This window comes from Vibrio intestinalis, assembly GCF_025195085.2.
Lineage (GTDB): Bacteria > Pseudomonadota > Gammaproteobacteria > Enterobacterales > Vibrionaceae > Vibrio > Vibrio intestinalis.
The window spans coordinates 178,876-197,451 of the sequence record NZ_JANAVY020000001.1 but is presented as its reverse complement, the minus strand read 5'-3'; the positions used below and the strand labels follow the sequence as shown (position 1 = coordinate 197,451).

Here is an 18,576-nt window from a genome sequence, read left to right as displayed (position 1 = left end):
ATTATTGGTTCGCGATGCATAAAAAAAGTCCTTATATTCTGCTTGTCAGCCTAATGCTTATCACGCTTGTACTCATGTTAGTAGCAAGTCGTGCTCTTCATATCGATTCAAACTACGACCTCTTTTTCGAAGCCAACACTTTTGCGATTCTTGTTTACATTGTCTTCATAGGACGAGACTACATTCGCCTCAACGTTAAGTTAAAAATCGGCGCAGCTATTTTGCTGTTTAACAAAGCTTACGATGTATTTACAGAGATCGCGGTAGTCGATACCTTTCTCGACCCATTCGAGTTTTTAGATACTTTTCTTGAAGATGGCCTAATTCAGTTGGCCTTTTTGATCATCGCTCTTGGTTTAACCGAAATCAGTGCTAAATTGCGCGAACAAGCCACACGGGACGAACTTACTGGACTGTATAACCGCAAGAAACTGGTGACTACGGAGCTAGAACGTTTTGACTTGGTCTACTTTGATTTGAATGGCTTAAAAAAGCTTAATGATACCAAAGGGCACAAAGTGGGCGATCTTATGCTGATTCGTTTTGCTCAGGTGCTCAACGATCAAGCGCATAGCAATGAATTGGTAGCAAGAATTGGCGGTGATGAATTTGTAGCACTCACCCACCCTCGCCGTGGTAAAGAGTACGTTGATAACGTTGAAAAGGCGCTTGAGGGTGAGCAAATCAGCTTTGCGTTTGGTATCCAATACGGCACCAAATCGAATCTTGAACAGGTGCTCGAAAAAGCGGATTTGAGCATGTATCAAATGAAAAAGGCCAACAAACAGCCTTAAGCACTGATCGCCTTATCCGCCGCCAATAGTTCATTGACTAACTTAGGCACTTCAATACTTGCTTTACCATAGCGCTTCTCTTCAAACTCACTTTGAACGGCACTTGGTTCTAGGTTTATCTCAAGGGTGTGGGCGCCATGCATTTTCGCATCATGGACAAAGCCAGCAGCCGGATAGACAACACCAGAAGTCCCGATAGAAATAAACAGATCGGCTTTTTCAATCGCAGAATAGATATCACCCATACGTAGCGGCATTTCACCGAACCAAACGATGTGTGGGCGCATTTGCGCAGGAATTTGGCAGCAATGACAAAGCTCACCCGTATGGATATCTTCGTTGTGGTCTATAACTTGATTTGATTCACTACAGCGCGCTTTTAGTAGCTCACCGTGCATGTGAATAACGTTCTCGCTACCGCCTCTCTCGTGAAGATTGTCGATGTTTTGCGTGATAATAGTGACTGAGCCTTGCAGTTTCGCTTCCAGCTCTCCTAGCGCATTGTGCGCGGCATTAGGACGAATATCAGAATGCTGTAATTTGTGGCGGCGTTGATTGTAAAACTCTTGAACTAAATCAGGATCGCGCTCGAACCCTTCCGGCGTTGCGACGTCCTCAATTCTATGATTTTCCCAAAGCCCATCTGAGGCACGAAAGGTTTGAATGCCTGATTCAGCGGATATGCCAGCGCCTGTTAGCACGACGATGTTTCGGTAAGGGAAATCCATACACTGTCCTTGTTATTTATGCTCTTGTTTCATCTTAACACTTATACAGAAACAACAGTAGTTGTAAGGGTTTAGACGATCGTCGTATATCGATTTCGTCAGATACTAAAAAGCCCCTTTCGGGGCTTTAAATTTTATAGGTTTGGACCAGTGGATGGTCGATGTGGCAGGTTATTTTTTAGTTGCTGCATGCCTTGATACATACGAACAAACCAAACTAGAATCGCCAGAGCTGCGAACACCATCCCAACAATCGGGATCACGTAAGCCACTTTGTCTAAAATTGGGTTATGGAACCAGTAACGCTCAATACCTGCTAAAAGGCCGTTTGAGGTTGCAATGGTAACAATCAACACCACAAAGAAGGTTAAGTACAAAAAGAAAGTACGGATTAGGCCATAGTAGTGTGAGTTGACCACTTCGCTGTCTTCATTCTTGTCTAAACGATAGCCTGCATAAACAATCGCAATCACGCCAGAAATCAAGAAAGTAAAAGGTGTAAAGCAGCTAAGAATATAGGCTACCCAAATACCATTATGAGGTTTGTTCATTGACCTCTCCTTTCACTTCTTTTGTTGCTGATACCGGCTCTGCGCCTTCTGCTTGCTTTGCTTTGACTTCTTCATACCAAAGATCGTGGTGCTCTTTCGCCCAAGTTTCGTCAACTTCGCCCGTAACCATACCTTCAAGCGCGCCTTCCATACCAAACAAACCAATGTAGATATGGAAAATGAAACCACAAATCAGGATCAATGCTGACGCCATGTGTACAAGGTTCGAAAGCTCCATATCACGGCGTGTTTGACCAAAGATTGGGAAATCTAGAATTAGACCACTTACCGCCGCAACCGCGCCAAATACAATCAGTAGCCAGTAGATCGCTTTTTCACCACCGTTAGAGAAGCCAGCCGATGGATGCGTCCCTTTGTGTTTACCAACCATGCCGCCCATCTTCATAAACCAACGTACGTCAGTCATATTGAAGATAGATTTGCGCCACCACTTCAACAGTACAAACGTCAGCAAAATAAAGAACAATGGCCCAACATAGTTGTGGTATTGCTTAGCGGAGTAAACGATAAAGCCCCAGAACTCACTAGGTACATACGGTTTCAAGAAGTGCTTACCGTAAACCAGCATTAAGCCACTGAACGCAAGGGTTAAAAAGGTAAACGCCATGCTCCAGTGGAGCGCGCGATCCCAACGAGACCAACGCTTCATCTTCTTGCCTGTTCGCGGCTTGCTGAGCATCAGAGGGCCAACTAACACGTAAGCCATGACAACCAGAGCGATACTGCCGAAAATGGCCACCGCGCCCGCTGGCGACATCCATTTCTCTTTTAAAACAAACCACGTTTCTCCGGGTGTACTAATAAGTACGCCATGTTCAGGAAACTGAGATGTGGTGTAACCTTCTTGCCCTTCACGTACCTGACGCCAGAAATCGGCGCCCGCGAGTTGTGTCATCTCTTTCTCGACTACTGGAGATTTGGCATCTTCAGCAGAAGCTGGCAGCGACAATGCCATACACAGTGCTGCCAATAATGGCAGCACTGCAAGAGATAGACGCTTAAACAGATGTGTCATATCTCTCTCCACGCTTAGCTTTTAGTCGCGTCGTAAGAAAGATCTTCACCGTTTGTCCAACCGGCATTTTCAGCACCACGTTGAACCACACGTTGACGGAAGATCTCTGATACTTTTTCAGCATCACCAGCAAGCAGAGCTTTGGTTGAACAAAGCGATGCACACATTGGCAGTTTGCCTTCTGCAATACGGTTAGCGCCGTACTTTTCACGCTCTTCTACTGAACCCGGTTCAGTTTCAGGACCGCCTGCACAGAAAGTACATTTGTCCATTTTACCGCGCTCGCCAAATGCTGCTTGTTTAGGGAACTGAGGCGCACCAAATGGGCAAGCAAATAGGCAGTAACCACAACCGATACAAAGATCTTTGTTATGCAGTACGATGCCATCTTCAGTATGCTCGAAACAGTCAGCAGGACAAACCGCCATACAAGGCGCGTCTGTACAGTGCATACAAGCGACTGAAATCGAGTTTTCACCCGGTTCACCATCATTCAACGTCACTACGCGGCGGCGTTGAATGCCCCACTCTAATGCGTCGTCGTTTTCGTTTTTACATGCAGTCACACAGCCGTTACATTCGATGCAGCGTTTGGTGTCACATAGGAATTTCATTCGAGCCATTTTTTAACTCCTTACGCTGGGCGAATGTTACATAGGGTGACTTTGGTTTCCTGCATTTGCGTTACAGGATCATAACCATAAGTCGTTGCAATGTTTGCTGATTCACCAATCACGTATGGATCTGTACCTTCTGGGTACTTGTGACGTAAATCTTCACCCTCGAACTTACCGCCGAAGTGGAAAGGAATGAATGCCATGCCCGGACGTACGCGGCGTGTCACCATTGCTTTAACGTGGATGCGTCCTTTCTCTGCACCTTCAACCCACACCATGTCACCGTCTTTGAAGCCAAGGTCGTTAGCATCTTTCGGGTTCACTTCTACGAACATTTCTTGCTGTAGCTCTGCAAGCCATGGGTTTGAACGGGTTTCTTCACCACCACCTTCGTATTCAACCAGACGACCAGAGGTTAGGATAATTGGGTACTCACCCGATTTATCTTGGTCTTGGATTGATTTGTACATAGTTGGTAGACGGTAAATAGACTCGCTGTCGTCCCACGTTGGGTAGTCTGCGACCAGATCACGACGAGGCGTGTACAGCGGCTCACGGTGCAGTGGTACGCGGTCTGGGAATGTCCAAACAACTGCACGAGCTTTTGCGTTACCAAATGGAATACAACCGTGCTTGATTGCAACGCGCTGGATACCGCCAGAAGTGTCTGTTTTCCAGTTTTTACCTTCAGCTGCCGCTTTTTCTGCTTCAGTTAGGTCATCCCACCAACCAAGGTGTTTCAGTAGCTTGTCACTGAACTCTGGGTAGCCATCTTCAAGCTCACAGCCTGCTGAGTAGCTGTCTTCTGCAAGTAGGTTGTTACCTTCAAACTCAACACCAAAACGTGCACGGAAGTTACCGCCACCTTGCGCTACCGGCTTAGAGGTATCGTAAAGGATATGCGTACCTGGGTGTTTCATTTCCGGTGTACCCCAACATGGCCAAGGTAGACCGTAGGTTTCGCCGTGTGCAGGGCCACCTTCTGCTTCCAAGGTTGTGTTGTGGAATGTGTGCCAGTTTTGTTGGTGCGCTTTTAGACGCTCTGGGCTTTGACCTGTGTAACCAATGGTCCACATGCCTTTGTTAAACTCACGAGTAATGTCTTCAATAACCGGTTGGTTATTTTCAACACGCACGTTTTTGAATAACTGATCTGCAAATCCAAGCTTTTTGGTCAGCAGATACATGATTTCGTGGTCTGGCTTAGATTCGAACAACGGCTCAACGACTTTGTCACGCCATTGGATTGAACGGTTTGATGCCGTCACACTGCCGTAAGTTTCAAACTGAGTGGTTGCCGGAAGCAGGTAAACGCCATCAGTACGGTCGTTCATTACGGCTGCAACCGTTGGGTATGGGTCAACGATGACCATCATGTCCAACTTCTGCATCGCTTTCTTCATTTCAGGGCCACGAGTCTGAGAGTTCACAGCGTGACCCCAGTAGAACATGGCGCGAATGTTGTCGTTCTGCTCAATGTTGTCTTTGTTTTCTAGAACACCATCAATCCAACGCGAAACAGGAATGCCCATGTTGTTGATTGGTTTTTTACCGCGATATTCTTTTTGGTCGAATCGGTTCTTAATCCATTCGTGCTCTAGGCCCCAAACACCTGCCCAGTGCTTCCACGCGCCATCAGATAGGCCGTAGTAACCTGGTAGAGTATGCGACAGTACGCCAAGGTCAGTTGCGCCTTGTACGTTATCGTGGCCACGGAAGATGTTAGCACCGCCGCCTGATTTACCCATGTTACCTAGTGCCAATTCAAGCACACAGTAAGCACGTGTGTTGTTGTTACCAGTAGTATGTTGAGTACCACCCATACACCAAACCACACAGCCTGGGCGATGTTCGCTCAGCAATTTCGCTGTTTGGTACACATCTTTCTCTGAAACGCCGGTTACGCGTTCAACTTCTTGTGGGTTCCACTTAGCCACTTCTTGACGAATTTCATCCATGCCGAATACGCGTTGGCGAATGAACTCTTTATCTTCCCACTTGTTTGCAAACACATGCCATAGGATGCCCCAGATGAATGCAACATCAGAACCCGGACGCAGTGATACGTAATGGTCGGCTTTAGCCGCAGTGCGTGTACGACGCGGGTCAGCAACAACAATCTTACAGTTGCTCTTCTCTTTTGCTATTAGGATGTGCTGCATCGCCACTGGGTGCGCTTCAGCAGGGTTCGAACCGATGAACAGAATCGACTTACAGTTGTGCATGTCGTTGAACGAGTTTGTCATCGCGCCGTAGCCCCAAGTGTTCGCAACACCGGCTACAGTGGTTGAGTGACAAATACGCGCTTGGTGGTCAACGTTGTTGGTACCCCAAAGTGATGCCATTTTACGGAAGCTGTATGCTTGTTCGTTACTGTGCTTCGCACTACCAAGCCAGTAAACTGAATCTGGACCAGATTCTTTACGAATCTCTAGTGCTTTGTTACCGATCTCCTCGATCGCTTGTTCCCAAGAAAGCTTCTTCCACTTACCGCCTTCAAGCTTCATTGGGTATTTAAGACGACGCTCACCATGGCCATGCTCACGCAGTGCTGCGCCTTTGGCACAGTGGCCACCAGCGTTGAATGGGTGGTCGAATGCAGGCTCTTGACCTGTCCAAACACCATTTTGTACTTCAGCGTAAATACCACAACCCACTGAGCAGTGAGAACAGATAGTACGTTTCACTTCCGTTTTTGCATCTGGATCAACTGACTTAGCTTGTGCCTTTTTGATCATGCCCGGCGCGAATAAACTCGCACCAACCACTGCACCACCAGCCGCAAATGAAGTGTTCTTCATAAACGTACGACGAGAGACGCCAAGTTGGTTTTGTTCTTTGCTCACAGAGTCGGAGCGTTTGACTAATTTCATCGGTTAGCTCCTATAGTGAGTCGTAGTAGTCGCGAACATGCTGAGTTTCGCGATAGCCCGTCTTCTTCACGCTTTCTTGTTTAATATCTACAGTTTCTGAAGCGCTTGCCGCTTTTGTTCCAGCGACAACCGCACCAGCTACGGCAGCAGTCGTTAAGCCTTTGAGAAGATCTCGGCGGCTTGAATTAATTTCATTATTATCTTTCATTGTTGCTTCCTTACCTTACGGTAGTGTTTTGGAGGCTTAAGCCCCTCTTATCGACGTGACTTCCGTGTAACTACTCGTAAGTAGTCACGTTTTTCACATCAATTTTTAAACTGGTTTTAGTACTTTGAACGTTTTGACTAAATTGGACTTGCTCTACGGTGGCGAAAGCACGCATTAATGCCGCCACTGCTAAGTAAAACTGTGCACTTTTCGCTTGCTGAATTTGCTCACAAAGCGAAACAAACCAAGGAGCGATGTGCTTATTGAAGAACACTTGCTGAATCGCTGCGTCTTCTTCTGTTAGAGCGGCCATCACTTCGAACAGTGCAGCGATATGGTCTTCTGGTTCTTTAACTTGCTCGTCGCGTTCTAGGCCAAGCAATTGAAGATCTTTGCGGATCTCTGCTAATGGCTTTTCCATTAATGAACCGGTTAAATGCCAAGATGCAAAAGGCACCACTTCACCGCGGCCAATACCGATGAATAGATCTTGATATTCATCGGTCAGTTGTTCGTCGTCACTATTCATTGCGGCTTGCTTTAATTGCTGCCACGCTTGCTGCATTTCGCTCTGGCTTGGTTCGATATCAAGCTGAGTTAAAAACTCGATAAGCTCGGCACTTGGCTTTTGACGCAACAACGTCGCCAGTAATAGGTAGATGTCAGCACGTAGACTTTGTTGTTCTAGATTCACTACGCTCTCTCCTAGTAGTTCAACTGCTTGGTTGGGTCATCAGCCATGGCTTCAAACATATCGATAACGCGACAGTCTTCGCACATCGCAATACGGTTAATCGCCGCTTCATCTGCGAAATGAGAGTGACCGCGTAACTTATCTTGCAACATATCAATCATTGATTGTGGTGCGAATGGCTTATGACAACGCACACATTCAGCGGCTTTTTCCTGATGGATAACTTGCGCGGTTTGACGTGCTTCTTTATCCCAGTTCATACGCGGCGTAAGTGTGAGAACTTGCTCTGGACACGCTTTGGCACATAGCCCACATTGAACACAGTCTTGTTCAACAAACTTAAGTGAAGGTGATACGCCATCTGTATGAAGCGCGCGTGTCGGACATACCGCGACACAACTCATACACAACGTACAATCTTTGCTTTCGCATTCGACGTTGCCATACGGCGCGTTTGTCGCAAGTTCTACAACGTTTTCAACTGGAATACGCGAAATAGCCAGTGCGTCTAGCGCGGTAAATAGTCGCTGGCGTTTGTCGCCTTCAAGATCGCCTAAAGCAAGGTCAAACGAATCCGTACAAAGGGTTGGAGGTCCTTCACGTAGCGATTCTAGATAAAGAATGTCTATACACTCTTTTTGAATGCCAAGTTGACCCAGTAACTCTTGAGCGGTTGCGACTTCATTGCTCAGCACACGAATAATTGTCGCGGGCATAAAGCGGCTGGCAGCGAACAGCACTTGAGTTGCACCGTTGACCAGTGCCGCGAACCAAGTATCAATACCAATGGATGGCAGCTCTTCAACGACGACAGGAATAACGTTATCTGGCAATGCTTTAAGTGCCATGACGTTGTAACTTTCATGGCGAGAACTACAGATAAGAACGATAGGATCAACGCCCCCTGCCTTTTCATAATTCGCTAAGGTGCGTTCAATGAATTTTTGCGTGTCTTGCGGCTCTGGAAGTGCGTAATGAATGGCTTCGGTCGGACAAGCTGATGCACACGTACCCACGCCTTGGCATAGGTATGGGTTAATCTCAATGCGATGACCAATCTTGTCGTTCCCTTGGCTTGAAAGCGCGCCAGCAGGACATGCATCCACACAGCGGTCACAACCTTTTACGCCACGAGAACTGTGTGCACATAGATCGGTATCGAGACGGAAGAATTTCGGCTTGTCGAATGTACCCATTAAGGTTGGAATTTCTTCTAATGCTTCAGCAAGCTTAGGGTAGCCACGACCAACAGGATAATAACCCGGTACAGGTACTTCTTCTGTCATACAGCTGCTAAGGCAGAGATCGAGCACAATATCAAAACAGTCATGATTAATGGCTGCTTTAGCAAGATTGCTTTCGATACCGTTATTCTCAACAGTAACGTTAAACGTACCTAAAAAACCGCTAACACTGACTGAGTTAGCAAAGTAAAGTTGGCTATGAGTGCCCTGCTCTCCATCTGTCGAAAGGAGGGTTAAGCTGTGCATTTCGCTCAATTGTTGCGCAGCACTTTCGATGATAGCAGTAGGGCCGACAATTAATGTATTGCCCCCACTCTCATAGCTCACTGTGGGTGGAATAAGGTTTTTCAGCTCTACGGTATTCTCATACGCGTAAAGACGAGCTTTTCCGTTATTCGTGGTTGCTTCTTGTAGTAATTGTTTAAGCATCGCTCAGTTCCAGGTTTAAACCGGATTATGTTTACACCTGTTATAGCAATTGCTGTACCAACTTTTATTTTTAATTAAATCAGTAATTTATAGTTGTTCGTTGAATGTGTAACGTACAAAAAAACCGAATGCGACAATTTGTCGCACTCGATTTTTATCTGGCTAAGTCAAAATGTACCTATTTTTCGTGTGGTATATTTTGTCCCACTGTATGAGCTTGAGATTGTTGCTCTGGTCGCAGGTCTTCGATCGTTGGCTGATTTTTATGTTCAAGTTCGCTAGACGTCGTAGTACTTTCTTCGTTAGGACTGGAGTCTGCATCACTTATTTCTACTGGGTTTTCTTGCGCTTCTTTTGCCTCAGTATCATCTACGTTTTTCACCCAATCCCTTAATTGGCCAGCTATCTCAGAAGAGAGGGACTTCACTTGGCTGTAGTCGTGATCATAATCATTTAGCGCATCCACTTGATTGAATTCAGACATAAACAGTTTACGCATCGCCATTTTCTTCAGATGTTTCTCGGCATCAGAACTGAGCGCTGAGCCCAGTGTCGCCTGTTGCTCCTCATCTGATTGGTCCGCTTCTGTTTGTGCTAACCCTACACTACTCTGACTGTCAGCCGTTTCCTGAGGGCTATCGTTATTATCATTAGGGGCAATTACGACCTCTTCTTCAACAGGTTGCTCGCTTTCAAGCTGATCGTTTTGGTCTAATTTTCGCTTTGACCATCGGGATAAAAAACTAGTTGCCACTGGCTCTACCTGCCCCTTTACGTTTTTTACGGCGCTGCTCTAATAACTCACCATGTCGGCCAATAAAAGCTTCCATCCAAGCTTGTACAGGCAATGGCATGTCGTTAGACAGTACCAAATAGTCGCCATCCATATATTGTCCAGCAACGCTTTGTGATGCTGTTAGAGCCACTACGTTGATTTCGTCTTCTAAATTATCTAGTACAACAAACAGCTTAGGTTGCAGTGAGCTTAAATTGAAACGGTAATCCGTGCGCTCATCTAGGTGAAGTTGTAGCAGCGCTAGGCGATCAGTGTGCGCTTCAGGATTTAAATCAAAGCCTTGCAACTGCTTTTGCGTGGTGGTCCAAATACCGGTTTTGATTTCATTGCTTACGATATCGCACTCAATGGGCCATATCTGTTCATTTTTGCTAAGTGGGATGGTTTGTTGGTTATTATTGGTCATGAGTCACCTACTTTTCGTTATACTCAGTCTAAGCAATAACTGTTCCCTAATCTAAGTATTAAGATAATTCGTTTTGAAATGGCGTAAAGCGCCTTTGAAACTCAATAGTTTAATTGGAACACTAATTGCTTAGAGCTATTCAAGAGTAAGACACTTCGCTTGTGTTGAACGTGTAGAGCCAATAACAAACCAATAGGAACACTCGTGGTTAAAGCCAATATAATTAAAACCAGTGAAAACCCATTACAGACTATAGAAGTCGAAGTATTCGATGAGTACGGGGAAAAGCTGACTAAGCAGATTGCTTGCGAGCGCCCTCTTACCGTGATGTTGAACTGGAGAGAAGTCGTAACCTTGATGACGTTAGGTTCTCGCCCTGAGTCGTTAGTGCTTGGCTATCTAAAAAACCAAAGCTTCCTGTCTGATCCGTCTGCTTTAGAGTCGGTCATTATTGATTGGCAAACCCACACTGCTGCGGTCATTACCAAAGAGAACACTGAGCATATTGAAGGTGCGCTGAAGAAAAAAACGGTCACGTCCGGCTGTGGACAAGGCACCATGTATGGCAATGTAATGAAGCAACTTGAAAACTATCAAGTACCTCAAACGCCTCTTAAGCAATCACAAATCTATGCCGCATTAGAAGCATTGACTCATTTCAATGATACTTACAAAAAAGCGGGTGCGGTGCATGGCTGCGCGATTTGTAAAGATGACCAAGTGCTTTCGTTTGTTGAAGATGTTGGTCGCCATAATGCAGTAGACACACTAGCCGGAGAAATGTGGCTAAATGAAAAGTCTGGTGAAGATAAAATCTTCTACACCACTGGTCGTCTGACTTCTGAAATGGTGATAAAAGTGGCGCAAATGGGTATTCCTGTGCTGCTTTCTCGCTCTGGCGTGACACAAATGGGCCTAGATTTAGCAAAAAAATTCGGCATAACAACCATTGCTCGCGCCAAAGGCCTCCGCTTCCAAGTGTTTACTGGCGCTGAAAAAATTAAGTTTGACGTTAAAGGTCAGCAGTAAATCCCTCCAAAGCCCTAATAAATTTAGGGCTTTATAATCCATTCTCATGGTTGCAAAACCTTCCTCTAATGCTATTAGTTTAATATCCGCATCACAAAAATTAGTCATTGAAATAATAAAGCGGTTAATAACATCCACGTCATCAGCTAGAGGAATGTGCTCATGGTCGAGTCACCAAAGTCTTCAGGAGCTTTTCAAGGGCTCAGTATTCGCGCAAAATTGCTTTCAATTAATGCCGTATTGATCGTCGGGGTCATCTTTTACGGGATTTTCGAACAAGTCAGTTTGGATAACTTGCACCGGTTAGAAGTCGCATCGGTCGAGAATATGGCCTCTGAGGTTGATTTGCTCACCTTGCGCCGACATGAAAAAGACTTCCTTGCTCGCCACGATACGAAGTACCACGACAAATTCAACGGCACTTACGATAAACTCATTGCTCGTCTGGCGGGTTTGAATGCCACCATCGAAGACAATGGCCTGCCACTTGATGGCCGCATGAGTGTTATCTCTTCCACTTTGCAGCAGTACCATGAAAAGTTTGAGCAGGTGGTTAAGCAAGTCGAATACATCGACTCTAAGCAAAGTGGCGTGTCATTAATCAACAAACTCTCTTATGCGCGTGACCAACTTAAGCAACGCGTAATTAGCATGAATGATTTAAGCGCCAAAGTCGCCTTGTCTGAGCTGCTAGAGAAAGATTTCCAATACATCGCTTATACCTCAGAACAAAACGAGCTTTCGTTCTCACAAGCTTTGCAGGCTTTTCAGCAGCAGTATGGCTATGCCGCGCCTATCGCCTTTCAAGAGTATCAAGATGCAGTCGTCTCTCTGTTTGAAGCCAACATTGTATTAGGGCTAACGCAAAACGAAGGTCTACGGGGCGAGCTACGTTCTACTGTTCACACAACAGAAGAAGAGATCTTACTACTGCAAGGTGAGTTAGAGATCGCGATTGTCGCTGCTTCTGACAGTGTGAAGAATCAGCTGCATCTGTTTGGCGCACTGCTCGCGATTATTATTTCAGCCTTATTGATGATTATCGGTAAAAGTGTGATTCGCCGTATTCAAGACATTAACTCTATGATGCGTGATATCGCCAGCGGCACAGGCGACTTGACCGCGCGTATGAATGCCAATGGCAACGATGAGCTTGCCCAGCTCGCCAACTCTTTTGATACCTTTATGGGCAAGTTGCATGGATTAATCAAAGACGTCGCCAATGTGAAGAATGTTTTAACCGAGAGCTCATGTAGCTCCGAGCAAGCCGCATCGAAAAGTATGAATAACGCGGAGCAGCAAAAGATTGAATCTGAATCAGTCGCGACCGCAGTCAATCAACTGGTACAAACCAGCAATGAGATCACTTCGAATATTGAACATGCAGCGAGTAATGCCTCGCGGATGAAGGAAGAATCTCACAAGGCGCTTGATATTACGCATACTGCAAGTTCCAGTATGCAAAACCTCGCCAATGATATCGCCAACTCACAAACGCTGATTGAGCAGTTGGAAGAACAGAGCCGCGAAATCAACTCGGTGATTTCAACCATACAAGGCATTGCAGAGCAAACTAACCTACTCGCACTGAATGCTGCTATTGAAGCCGCCCGTGCAGGTGAATATGGACGAGGCTTTGCGGTAGTGGCTGATGAAGTACGAGACCTGTCTATGAAAACTGACAACTCTACCCGTCAGATTGAAACCACCATCGGCAACTTAACCGATAGAATCCACAAAACGGTCAGTTTAATGGCAGAGAGCCAGGTACAAGCTGAAGCCACCAAAGAGAACACTCAATTGGTGGTGGATGCGATAGATAGCGTCAATCAGCAAATTGAGGACTTGTTCAATATGAATGCTCAGATTGCTACCGCGTCAGAGCAGCAATCCATGGTCTCTAATGAAATCGATCGAAACATTACCCAAATCGCTGAGTTAGCGATTGATACTCACCGCGAAGTGACGGGCTCAGTGAAATGCAGCGAACAAGTTAGCCAAGTGAGCTTAAAGCTTGATGCAATTGTGGCTCAGTTCCGTTACTAATCGAATTGGCAAAACGTACTTAGAGCGGGAAGCGTATGCTTCCCGCTTTGATTTATTGGGCTGTTGAATACTGACATACGAGAAATTGTCTTACCGCTACACTATTTCTCTAATGAATGTGATGGCTATCATGCCGCGCTATACCATTGATTTGCTTAAATTGGTATAAAGAACGATGTCACATAAAAGATGCATGGTTTAGTGTTTTTAGCTGCAAACAATCTCCTGTTTAGCGCAAAGCACTCATATCAAAAACCAGTGGCTTCGATGACCATCATCAGGGGGCTCTGCAATGCTCAACAATCAAAAGACCAATTCTCTCGCCGTTCGCCAAGCCAAAACCGTATTTTTAGTTTCGGTCACTTTAGGTTTGTGTTTTAGCTTCTACCAAATTTTGATGAGCATGCATCAAGAACAGCAGAACATCGAGCAGCGCTATCGCTTTGAGCTACTGCAAGGATACTCAAATGCTAGCCTCGCGGCGTATCATTTAAATGCTGAACTGGCAGAGCAAGTTGCCACTAGCCTAATGATGGACGATACGATCAACAAGGTGAGGATCATTGATGATTTTGGTGATGTTCTTGCTGAGCAGTCTCTACCATCAAATAAGCGCAATGCCTTCTATCACCATTTGTCCCAATATTTCATACCCGCTGAATCGACCTATTCAACGGTACTACACCAACCAAACTCAAACACCGTTGTTGGTACGTTGACTTTAACTGTCGATGGTCAAGAAATCGCACGTCAATTCGTCGCTGAATCGAGCCAGATCTTGTTGTTTGACCTGCTGCGAAATGTACTGCTTGCATCCATTTTGCTGATTTTCTTCTACAACAAGCTGTCTAAACCCTTGGTGCTATTGATTGACTGGGTTAGCTCACTGAAAAAAGGCTCTCATGTATTACCCCCTCAGCACTTCGAAGACAATGAGCTCGGTAAGCTGACTCAAACCTTCCATACCATTTGGCAAGAGCGCGAATTAGCAGAGCGCCAATTAAATCAGTTAGCCTATTATGATGAGCTGACTGGCCTAGCCAATCGAAGTTTACTTTTAGAAAAGTTAGAACCTGCAATTACCGATGCTACCACTCATAACCACACTGGCGCGCTTATCTATGTCGATTTAGACCGTTTTAAAACCATTAACGACTCGCTCGGCCATACCGTAGGTGACAACCTTGTTCGGGCGATTGCACAGCGAATATCAGCCAATGTAAATCAAGATGTGACAGCCGCGCGCTTAGGCGGCGATGAATTTGCCATCTTGTTACCGAAAGCGAGTTTTGCTGAGGTTAACCGCCAAGCGCAAGCCCTACTCGCGCTCAACAACGAGCCCTATGATATCGATGGTCATATCCTCTACTGCACTGTTAGCCTTGGTATTGCGTTATTCCCCAATGCTGACACCAACAGCGTCGATTTGCTAAGACAAGCGGACACCGCGCTGTACAAAGCCAAAGCCAATGGCCGTAATCAATCGATGCTTTACCAAACCGAGATGCAAGCCCAAGTGGCCTCGTTTCTTGAAACTGAAAAGGGGTTGCATGAAGCGCTTGATAATCAGCAGCTAGAACTGTTCTATCAACCTCAAGTGAATGATAAGCACGAAATCATTGGTGTTGAGGCGCTCATTCGCTGGAATCACCCCGACAAAGGTCTACTGCCACCGGGGGTATTTATGCCTGTTGCAGAAGAGACAGGACAAATCATCAATATAGGCAAATGGATCATTAACCAAGCGTTTAGTCAATTTGCCCAGTGGCAGCGTGGTGGCTTATTACCCCATTCGTTCAAACGCCTAGCGATCAATATCAGCCCATTGCAATTTGCCCAACATTCGTTCGTCAGTGACATAGTTGATGCCTTAAAGCGCGCTAACATTAGCGGTGACAACATTGAGCTAGAAATTACAGAGAACTTGTTACTAGAGAACGTAGAAAGTGCCGTAGCTAAAATGAGCGAGCTTAAGCAGCATGGCCTTAAAATTTCTATTGATGACTTTGGTACGGGCTACTCTTCGCTTCGCTATTTAAAGCATTTGTCTGCGGATGTGCTGAAAATTGACCGTTCGTTTGTCACCCAATTGCATCTTGATGAAAACGATCAAGCGATCGTCGATACGATCATTATTACAGCCAGAAAACTGAACCTTGAAGTGATTGCAGAGGGTGTTGAGGATAAAGACGAACTGACGACCTTGAAACAGCTTGGCTGTGACCAGTTCCAAGGATATTTGTTTGATAAACCGCTACCTGAAGCGCAGCTTATCGAGCGCTTTAAACACTGCTGTTACCGTGTGAACGAGAAACAAGCCGAGCTTGAGAATTAATGGCTGACGAGTAAGTCATTACCTTGCTATCAATTAACGCTAACGGAGATTACGGTAGCTCTGCATTACTGGGCTGTCAGGTTGGTAGTCATCAATCAGCTGTTGCAGTAGGCCTTGGTTTTTCAGCTTGTTCAAACTGGCGTTTAAAGCTTCGACAACCTCTTTGGAGGTATTATGCCCTGTCACTAACCACAGTTGCTGACAAAGCTTATCAACTTTAGCCACTTCAACAAACTCACTCGGATTGTAGCCATATTGCTCCATACGATAAGGAAAACTGGCCGTTACCATAGGAGCGAAATCCGCCCTATCCATCTTGAGCAGCTTGATCGCCTCTTTGCCCTTGTTGACCGGGATGATATGGCTAAAACCCTCACTTTTAATCAACTCTTCAAATGAGCTTGCGGTTTGCGCGGCAAATCGATACTCCGACAGTTCACTTAAGCTGGTAACAGAGACCTTTGGGCCTTCTGACTTACGATAGACTGCTACTTCATAAGGCGAAACCGCGCCTATCCATTGATACAAGGCTTCACGCTCTGGCGTTCTAGAGATGGAAAATAACAAAACGTTTTCAAGTTGCTGGGTGTTTTTGATCGCACGTTTCCAAGGCGCAAAACGTAGCGAGTTGACTTCCATTGGTAAAGTCTTGGCGGCATCCTCAATAACAGCTTGAACAAACTTAATGGTGTATCCCTCAGCTTGCCCATCCACTTTGACTTGCAAAGGCGGGAACTCTTGAGTGTAAAGATCCAGTTTAATCGGCTCCGCGAGGCAAGATGCCGTCGCAAGCAAGCTAGAAATCAAAACTGTAAGCTGTTTTCTGGTTTTATTCATGCCACTACTGCGCTTTGTCAAAGTGTGTTTAGCGTATCTAACGTAATGATGTCACTAAGTTAATAGCCTTGCCTATCTGGAATCGCCATGCTGTGAACCCGTTAGCACTTTCGTTTATTTGATTTGATTGAATAGAAAATAACGGACTGCTGATAAACAACTGCTTAGTTGCGATTGAAACGATGAGCATATCAAATGGTGAGCGTAGATATAGGTAAAAAAAATCCCCTCTTGGAGGGGATCTTTAGCATCGTTTAGCGGTTAATCATCAATAGATTAGCCGTCGATACCGCGAGCTTTTAGGAACTCTGCGTAAGTACCACGGAAGTCGTGAATCTTACCGTCGCGGATTTCAAGAATACGCGTAGCTAGTGAGTCTACGAATACACGGTCGTGCGATACGAAGAACAATGTACCTTTGTACTGCTCTAGTGCCGTGTTTAATGATTCGATAGATTCCATATCCATGTGGTTAGTTGGCTCATCCATCAGCAGCATGTTTGGTTTGTGCATCATGATCTTGCCTAGCAGCATACGACCTTGCTCACCACCTGAAAGAACTTTAACTGACTTCTTGATATCGTCTTGGCCAAACAGCATACGACCAAGGAAGCTACGTAGAACTTGCTCGTCGTCGCCTTCTTGACGCCATTGACCCATCCAGTCCATTAGGTTCATGTCTTTCTCGAAATCATCCGCATGGTCTTGCGCGTAGTAACCAATGTTCGAGTTTTCAGACCACTTGTAAGAGCCCGAGCGTGGCTCTAATACACCTGCGATTGTGTTAAGCAGTGTTGTTTTACCTACACCGTTCTCACCGATGATGGCAACACGCTCACCCACTTCAAAAATCGCATTAAAGTCAGCAAACAAGTCGTTTTCAAAACCTTGGCTTAGGTTTTCAACTTCTAGAGCATTACGGAATAGCTCTTTAGATTGCTCAAAACGAATGAATGGGTTTTGGCGGCTTGATGCTTTAACTTCATCCAATTGGATTTTATCGATCTGTTTTGCACGAGAAGTTGCTTGTTTTGCTTTTGATGCGTTTGCAGAGAAACGCGCCACGAAGGTTTGTAGTTCAGCGATTTGCGCTTTCTTCTTCGCGTTATCAGACAATAGACGCTCACGAGCTTGTGAAGCTGCCGTCATGTACTCATCGTAGTTACCAGGGTATAGACGCAGCTCACCGTAATCTAAGTCAGCCATGTGGGTACATACTGAGTTTAGGAAGTGACGGTCGTGCGAGATGATGATCATGGTGCAGTTACGTTGGTTTAGCGTTTCTTCTAGCCAGCGAATCGTATCCATATCCAAGTTGTTGGTTGGTTCGTCAAGTAGCATGATATGCGGGTCAGCAAACAGTACCTGTGCCAATAGCACACGAAGTTTCCAACCTGGCGCTACTTCGCTCATAAGGCCGAAGTGTTGCTCTTCAGGAATGCCTACAGCAAGCAGAAGTTCACCTGCTTTAGCTTCCGCCATGTAGCCATCCATTTCTGCGAACTGAACTTCTAGATCCGCGACTTTCATGCCATCTTCTTCACTCATTTCTGCTAATGAGTAAATACGATCACGCTCTTGCTTTACTGCCCACAGCTCTTTGAAGCCCATGATAACCGTGTCGATTACCGTGAATTCTTCATAAGCAAATTGATCCTGATTCAGCTTAGCAACACGCTCGTTTGGATCGTAACTTACGTTACCGCCCGATGGTTCAAGTTCGCCACTCAGAATCTTCATGAATGTCGATTTACCACAACCGTTCGCACCGATTAGGCCGTAGCGGTTGCCCTCGCCAAACTTGACTGAGATGTTTTCAAAAAGTGGCTTAGCACCAAACTGTTGAGTGATATTCGCTGTGGAGATCAAAATCTTTACCTTAGCTGGTTATGAAAGAAGAGTATAAAACCGCGCAACGTTACTGATTATGGTGACCAACTGCAAGCTTTGATT

16 protein-coding genes are annotated in these 18,576 nt (G+C 45.6%); 4 read left to right on the top strand and 12 right to left on the bottom strand.

Translation table 11 applies throughout. From position 1 onward, the window contains the following. The first annotated feature begins 14 nt into the window (after nt 1–14). The gene (locus MU515_RS00815) at nt 15–794 is read left to right on the top strand and encodes a GGDEF domain-containing protein (protein WP_260258462.1); all 780 of its coding nucleotides are present in this window, start codon (nt 15–17) and stop codon (nt 792–794) included. Here the strand turns inward: MU515_RS00815 and cobB are convergent. The 10 genes from cobB to MU515_RS00765 form a co-directional block, all read right to left on the bottom strand. Continuing rightward, a complete protein-coding gene (gene cobB / locus MU515_RS00810) occupies nt 791–1,522 on the bottom strand; it encodes a Sir2 family NAD+-dependent deacetylase (protein WP_260258461.1) in 732 nt (243 codons plus the stop codon). The two genes, MU515_RS00815 and cobB, sit on opposite strands and share 4 nt — an antisense overlap. 134 nt (nt 1,523–1,656) lie before the next feature. Beyond that, nucleotides 1,657–2,073, bottom strand: a complete 417-nt coding sequence (locus MU515_RS00805; protein WP_260258460.1) for a hypothetical protein — start codon at nt 2,071–2,073, stop codon at nt 1,657–1,659. After that, complete coding sequence (locus MU515_RS00800) at nt 2,057–3,109, bottom strand: formate dehydrogenase subunit gamma (protein WP_260258459.1); 1,053 nt, start codon at nt 3,107–3,109, stop codon at nt 2,057–2,059. The genes MU515_RS00805 and MU515_RS00800 overlap by 17 nt, the downstream gene beginning before the upstream one ends. Before the next feature lie 14 nt (nt 3,110–3,123). After that, entirely contained in the window at nt 3,124–3,732 is a 609-nt protein-coding gene (gene fdh3B, locus MU515_RS00795) for a formate dehydrogenase FDH3 subunit beta (protein WP_260258458.1), read from the bottom strand. A gap of 11 nt (nt 3,733–3,743) precedes the next feature. Then, nucleotides 3,744–6,599 carry a formate dehydrogenase subunit alpha gene (locus MU515_RS00790; protein WP_260258457.1) on the bottom strand — a complete coding sequence of 952 codons (2,856 nt, stop codon included), beginning with the start codon at nt 6,597–6,599 and terminating at the stop codon, nt 3,744–3,746. Between the two features lie 10 nt (nt 6,600–6,609). Further along, nucleotides 6,610–6,807: a twin-arginine translocation signal domain-containing protein gene (locus MU515_RS00785; RefSeq protein ID WP_260258456.1), complete on the bottom strand. Its 198-nt coding sequence runs from the start codon at nt 6,805–6,807 to the stop codon at nt 6,610–6,612. Nucleotides 6,808–6,877: 70 nt separating this feature from the next. Then, the gene (locus tag MU515_RS00780) at nt 6,878–7,501 is read right to left on the bottom strand and encodes a TorD/DmsD family molecular chaperone (RefSeq protein ID WP_260258455.1); all 624 of its coding nucleotides are present in this window, start codon (nt 7,499–7,501) and stop codon (nt 6,878–6,880) included. Between the two features lie 11 nt (nt 7,502–7,512). After that, nucleotides 7,513–9,174: a 4Fe-4S dicluster domain-containing protein gene (locus MU515_RS00775; protein WP_260258454.1), complete on the bottom strand. Its 1,662-nt coding sequence runs from the start codon at nt 9,172–9,174 to the stop codon at nt 7,513–7,515. 178 nt (nt 9,175–9,352) lie between these two features. Beyond that, complete coding sequence (locus MU515_RS00770; protein WP_260258453.1) at nt 9,353–9,928, bottom strand: DUF3306 domain-containing protein; 576 nt, start codon at nt 9,926–9,928, stop codon at nt 9,353–9,355. Next, nucleotides 9,918–10,376, bottom strand: coding sequence for a DUF3305 domain-containing protein (locus tag MU515_RS00765; protein WP_260258452.1), 459 nt, complete (start codon nt 10,374–10,376; stop codon nt 9,918–9,920). Before MU515_RS00765 ends, MU515_RS00770 begins: the two co-directional genes overlap by 11 nt. Before the next feature lie 204 nt (nt 10,377–10,580). Here MU515_RS00765 and MU515_RS00760 point away from each other — a divergent pair, with 204 nt between their 5' ends. The 3 genes from MU515_RS00760 (at nt 10,581) to MU515_RS00750 (ending at nt 15,786) form a co-directional block, all read left to right on the top strand. Continuing rightward, entirely contained in the window at nt 10,581–11,405 is an 825-nt protein-coding gene (locus tag MU515_RS00760; protein ID WP_260258451.1) for a formate dehydrogenase accessory sulfurtransferase FdhD, read from the top strand. Nucleotides 11,406–11,567: 162 nt separating this feature from the next. Next, on the top strand, nt 11,568–13,451 hold the full coding sequence (locus MU515_RS00755) for a methyl-accepting chemotaxis protein (protein WP_260258450.1): 1,884 nt from the start codon (nt 11,568–11,570) through the stop codon (nt 13,449–13,451). A 292-nt stretch (nt 13,452–13,743) separates the two neighbouring features. Then, nucleotides 13,744–15,786 carry a putative bifunctional diguanylate cyclase/phosphodiesterase gene (locus MU515_RS00750; RefSeq protein WP_260258449.1) on the top strand — a complete coding sequence of 681 codons (2,043 nt, stop codon included), beginning with the start codon at nt 13,744–13,746 and terminating at the stop codon, nt 15,784–15,786. A gap of 39 nt (nt 15,787–15,825) precedes the next feature. Here the strand turns inward: MU515_RS00750 and MU515_RS00745 are convergent, their stop codons facing one another. Further along, the gene (locus tag MU515_RS00745) at nt 15,826–16,623 is read right to left on the bottom strand and encodes a substrate-binding periplasmic protein (protein WP_260258448.1); all 798 of its coding nucleotides are present in this window, start codon (nt 16,621–16,623) and stop codon (nt 15,826–15,828) included. A gap of 276 nt (nt 16,624–16,899) precedes the next feature. After that, nucleotides 16,900–18,492, bottom strand: coding sequence for an ABC-F family ATPase (locus tag MU515_RS00740; protein WP_260258447.1), 1,593 nt, complete (start codon nt 18,490–18,492; stop codon nt 16,900–16,902). Nucleotides 18,493–18,576 lie beyond the last annotated feature (84 nt).

Excerpts from the sequence above, each read along its gene's own strand:
- MU515_RS00765 (WP_260258452.1), bottom strand. The coding sequence starts at position 10,376 with ATGACCAATAATAACCAACAAACCATCCCACTTAGCAAAAATGAACAG.
- MU515_RS00800 (WP_260258459.1), bottom strand. The coding sequence starts at position 3,109 with ATGACACATCTGTTTAAGCGTCTATCTCTTGCAGTGCTGCCATTATTG.
- MU515_RS00785 (WP_260258456.1), bottom strand. The coding sequence starts at position 6,807 with ATGAAAGATAATAATGAAATTAATTCAAGCCGCCGAGATCTTCTCAAA.
- MU515_RS00815 (WP_260258462.1), top strand. The coding sequence starts at position 15 with ATGCATAAAAAAAGTCCTTATATTCTGCTTGTCAGCCTAATGCTTATC.
- MU515_RS00750 (WP_260258449.1), top strand. The coding sequence starts at position 13,744 with ATGCTCAACAATCAAAAGACCAATTCTCTCGCCGTTCGCCAAGCCAAA.
- fdh3B (WP_260258458.1), bottom strand. The coding sequence starts at position 3,732 with ATGGCTCGAATGAAATTCCTATGTGACACCAAACGCTGCATCGAATGT.
- MU515_RS00745 (WP_260258448.1), bottom strand. The coding sequence starts at position 16,623 with ATGAATAAAACCAGAAAACAGCTTACAGTTTTGATTTCTAGCTTGCTT.
- MU515_RS00775 (WP_260258454.1), bottom strand. The coding sequence starts at position 9,174 with ATGCTTAAACAATTACTACAAGAAGCAACCACGAATAACGGAAAAGCT.
- cobB (WP_260258461.1), bottom strand. The coding sequence starts at position 1,522 with ATGGATTTCCCTTACCGAAACATCGTCGTGCTAACAGGCGCTGGCATA.
- MU515_RS00755 (WP_260258450.1), top strand. The coding sequence starts at position 11,568 with ATGGTCGAGTCACCAAAGTCTTCAGGAGCTTTTCAAGGGCTCAGTATT.
- MU515_RS00805 (WP_260258460.1), bottom strand. The coding sequence starts at position 2,073 with ATGAACAAACCTCATAATGGTATTTGGGTAGCCTATATTCTTAGCTGC.
- MU515_RS00790 (WP_260258457.1), bottom strand. The coding sequence starts at position 6,599 with ATGAAATTAGTCAAACGCTCCGACTCTGTGAGCAAAGAACAAAACCAA.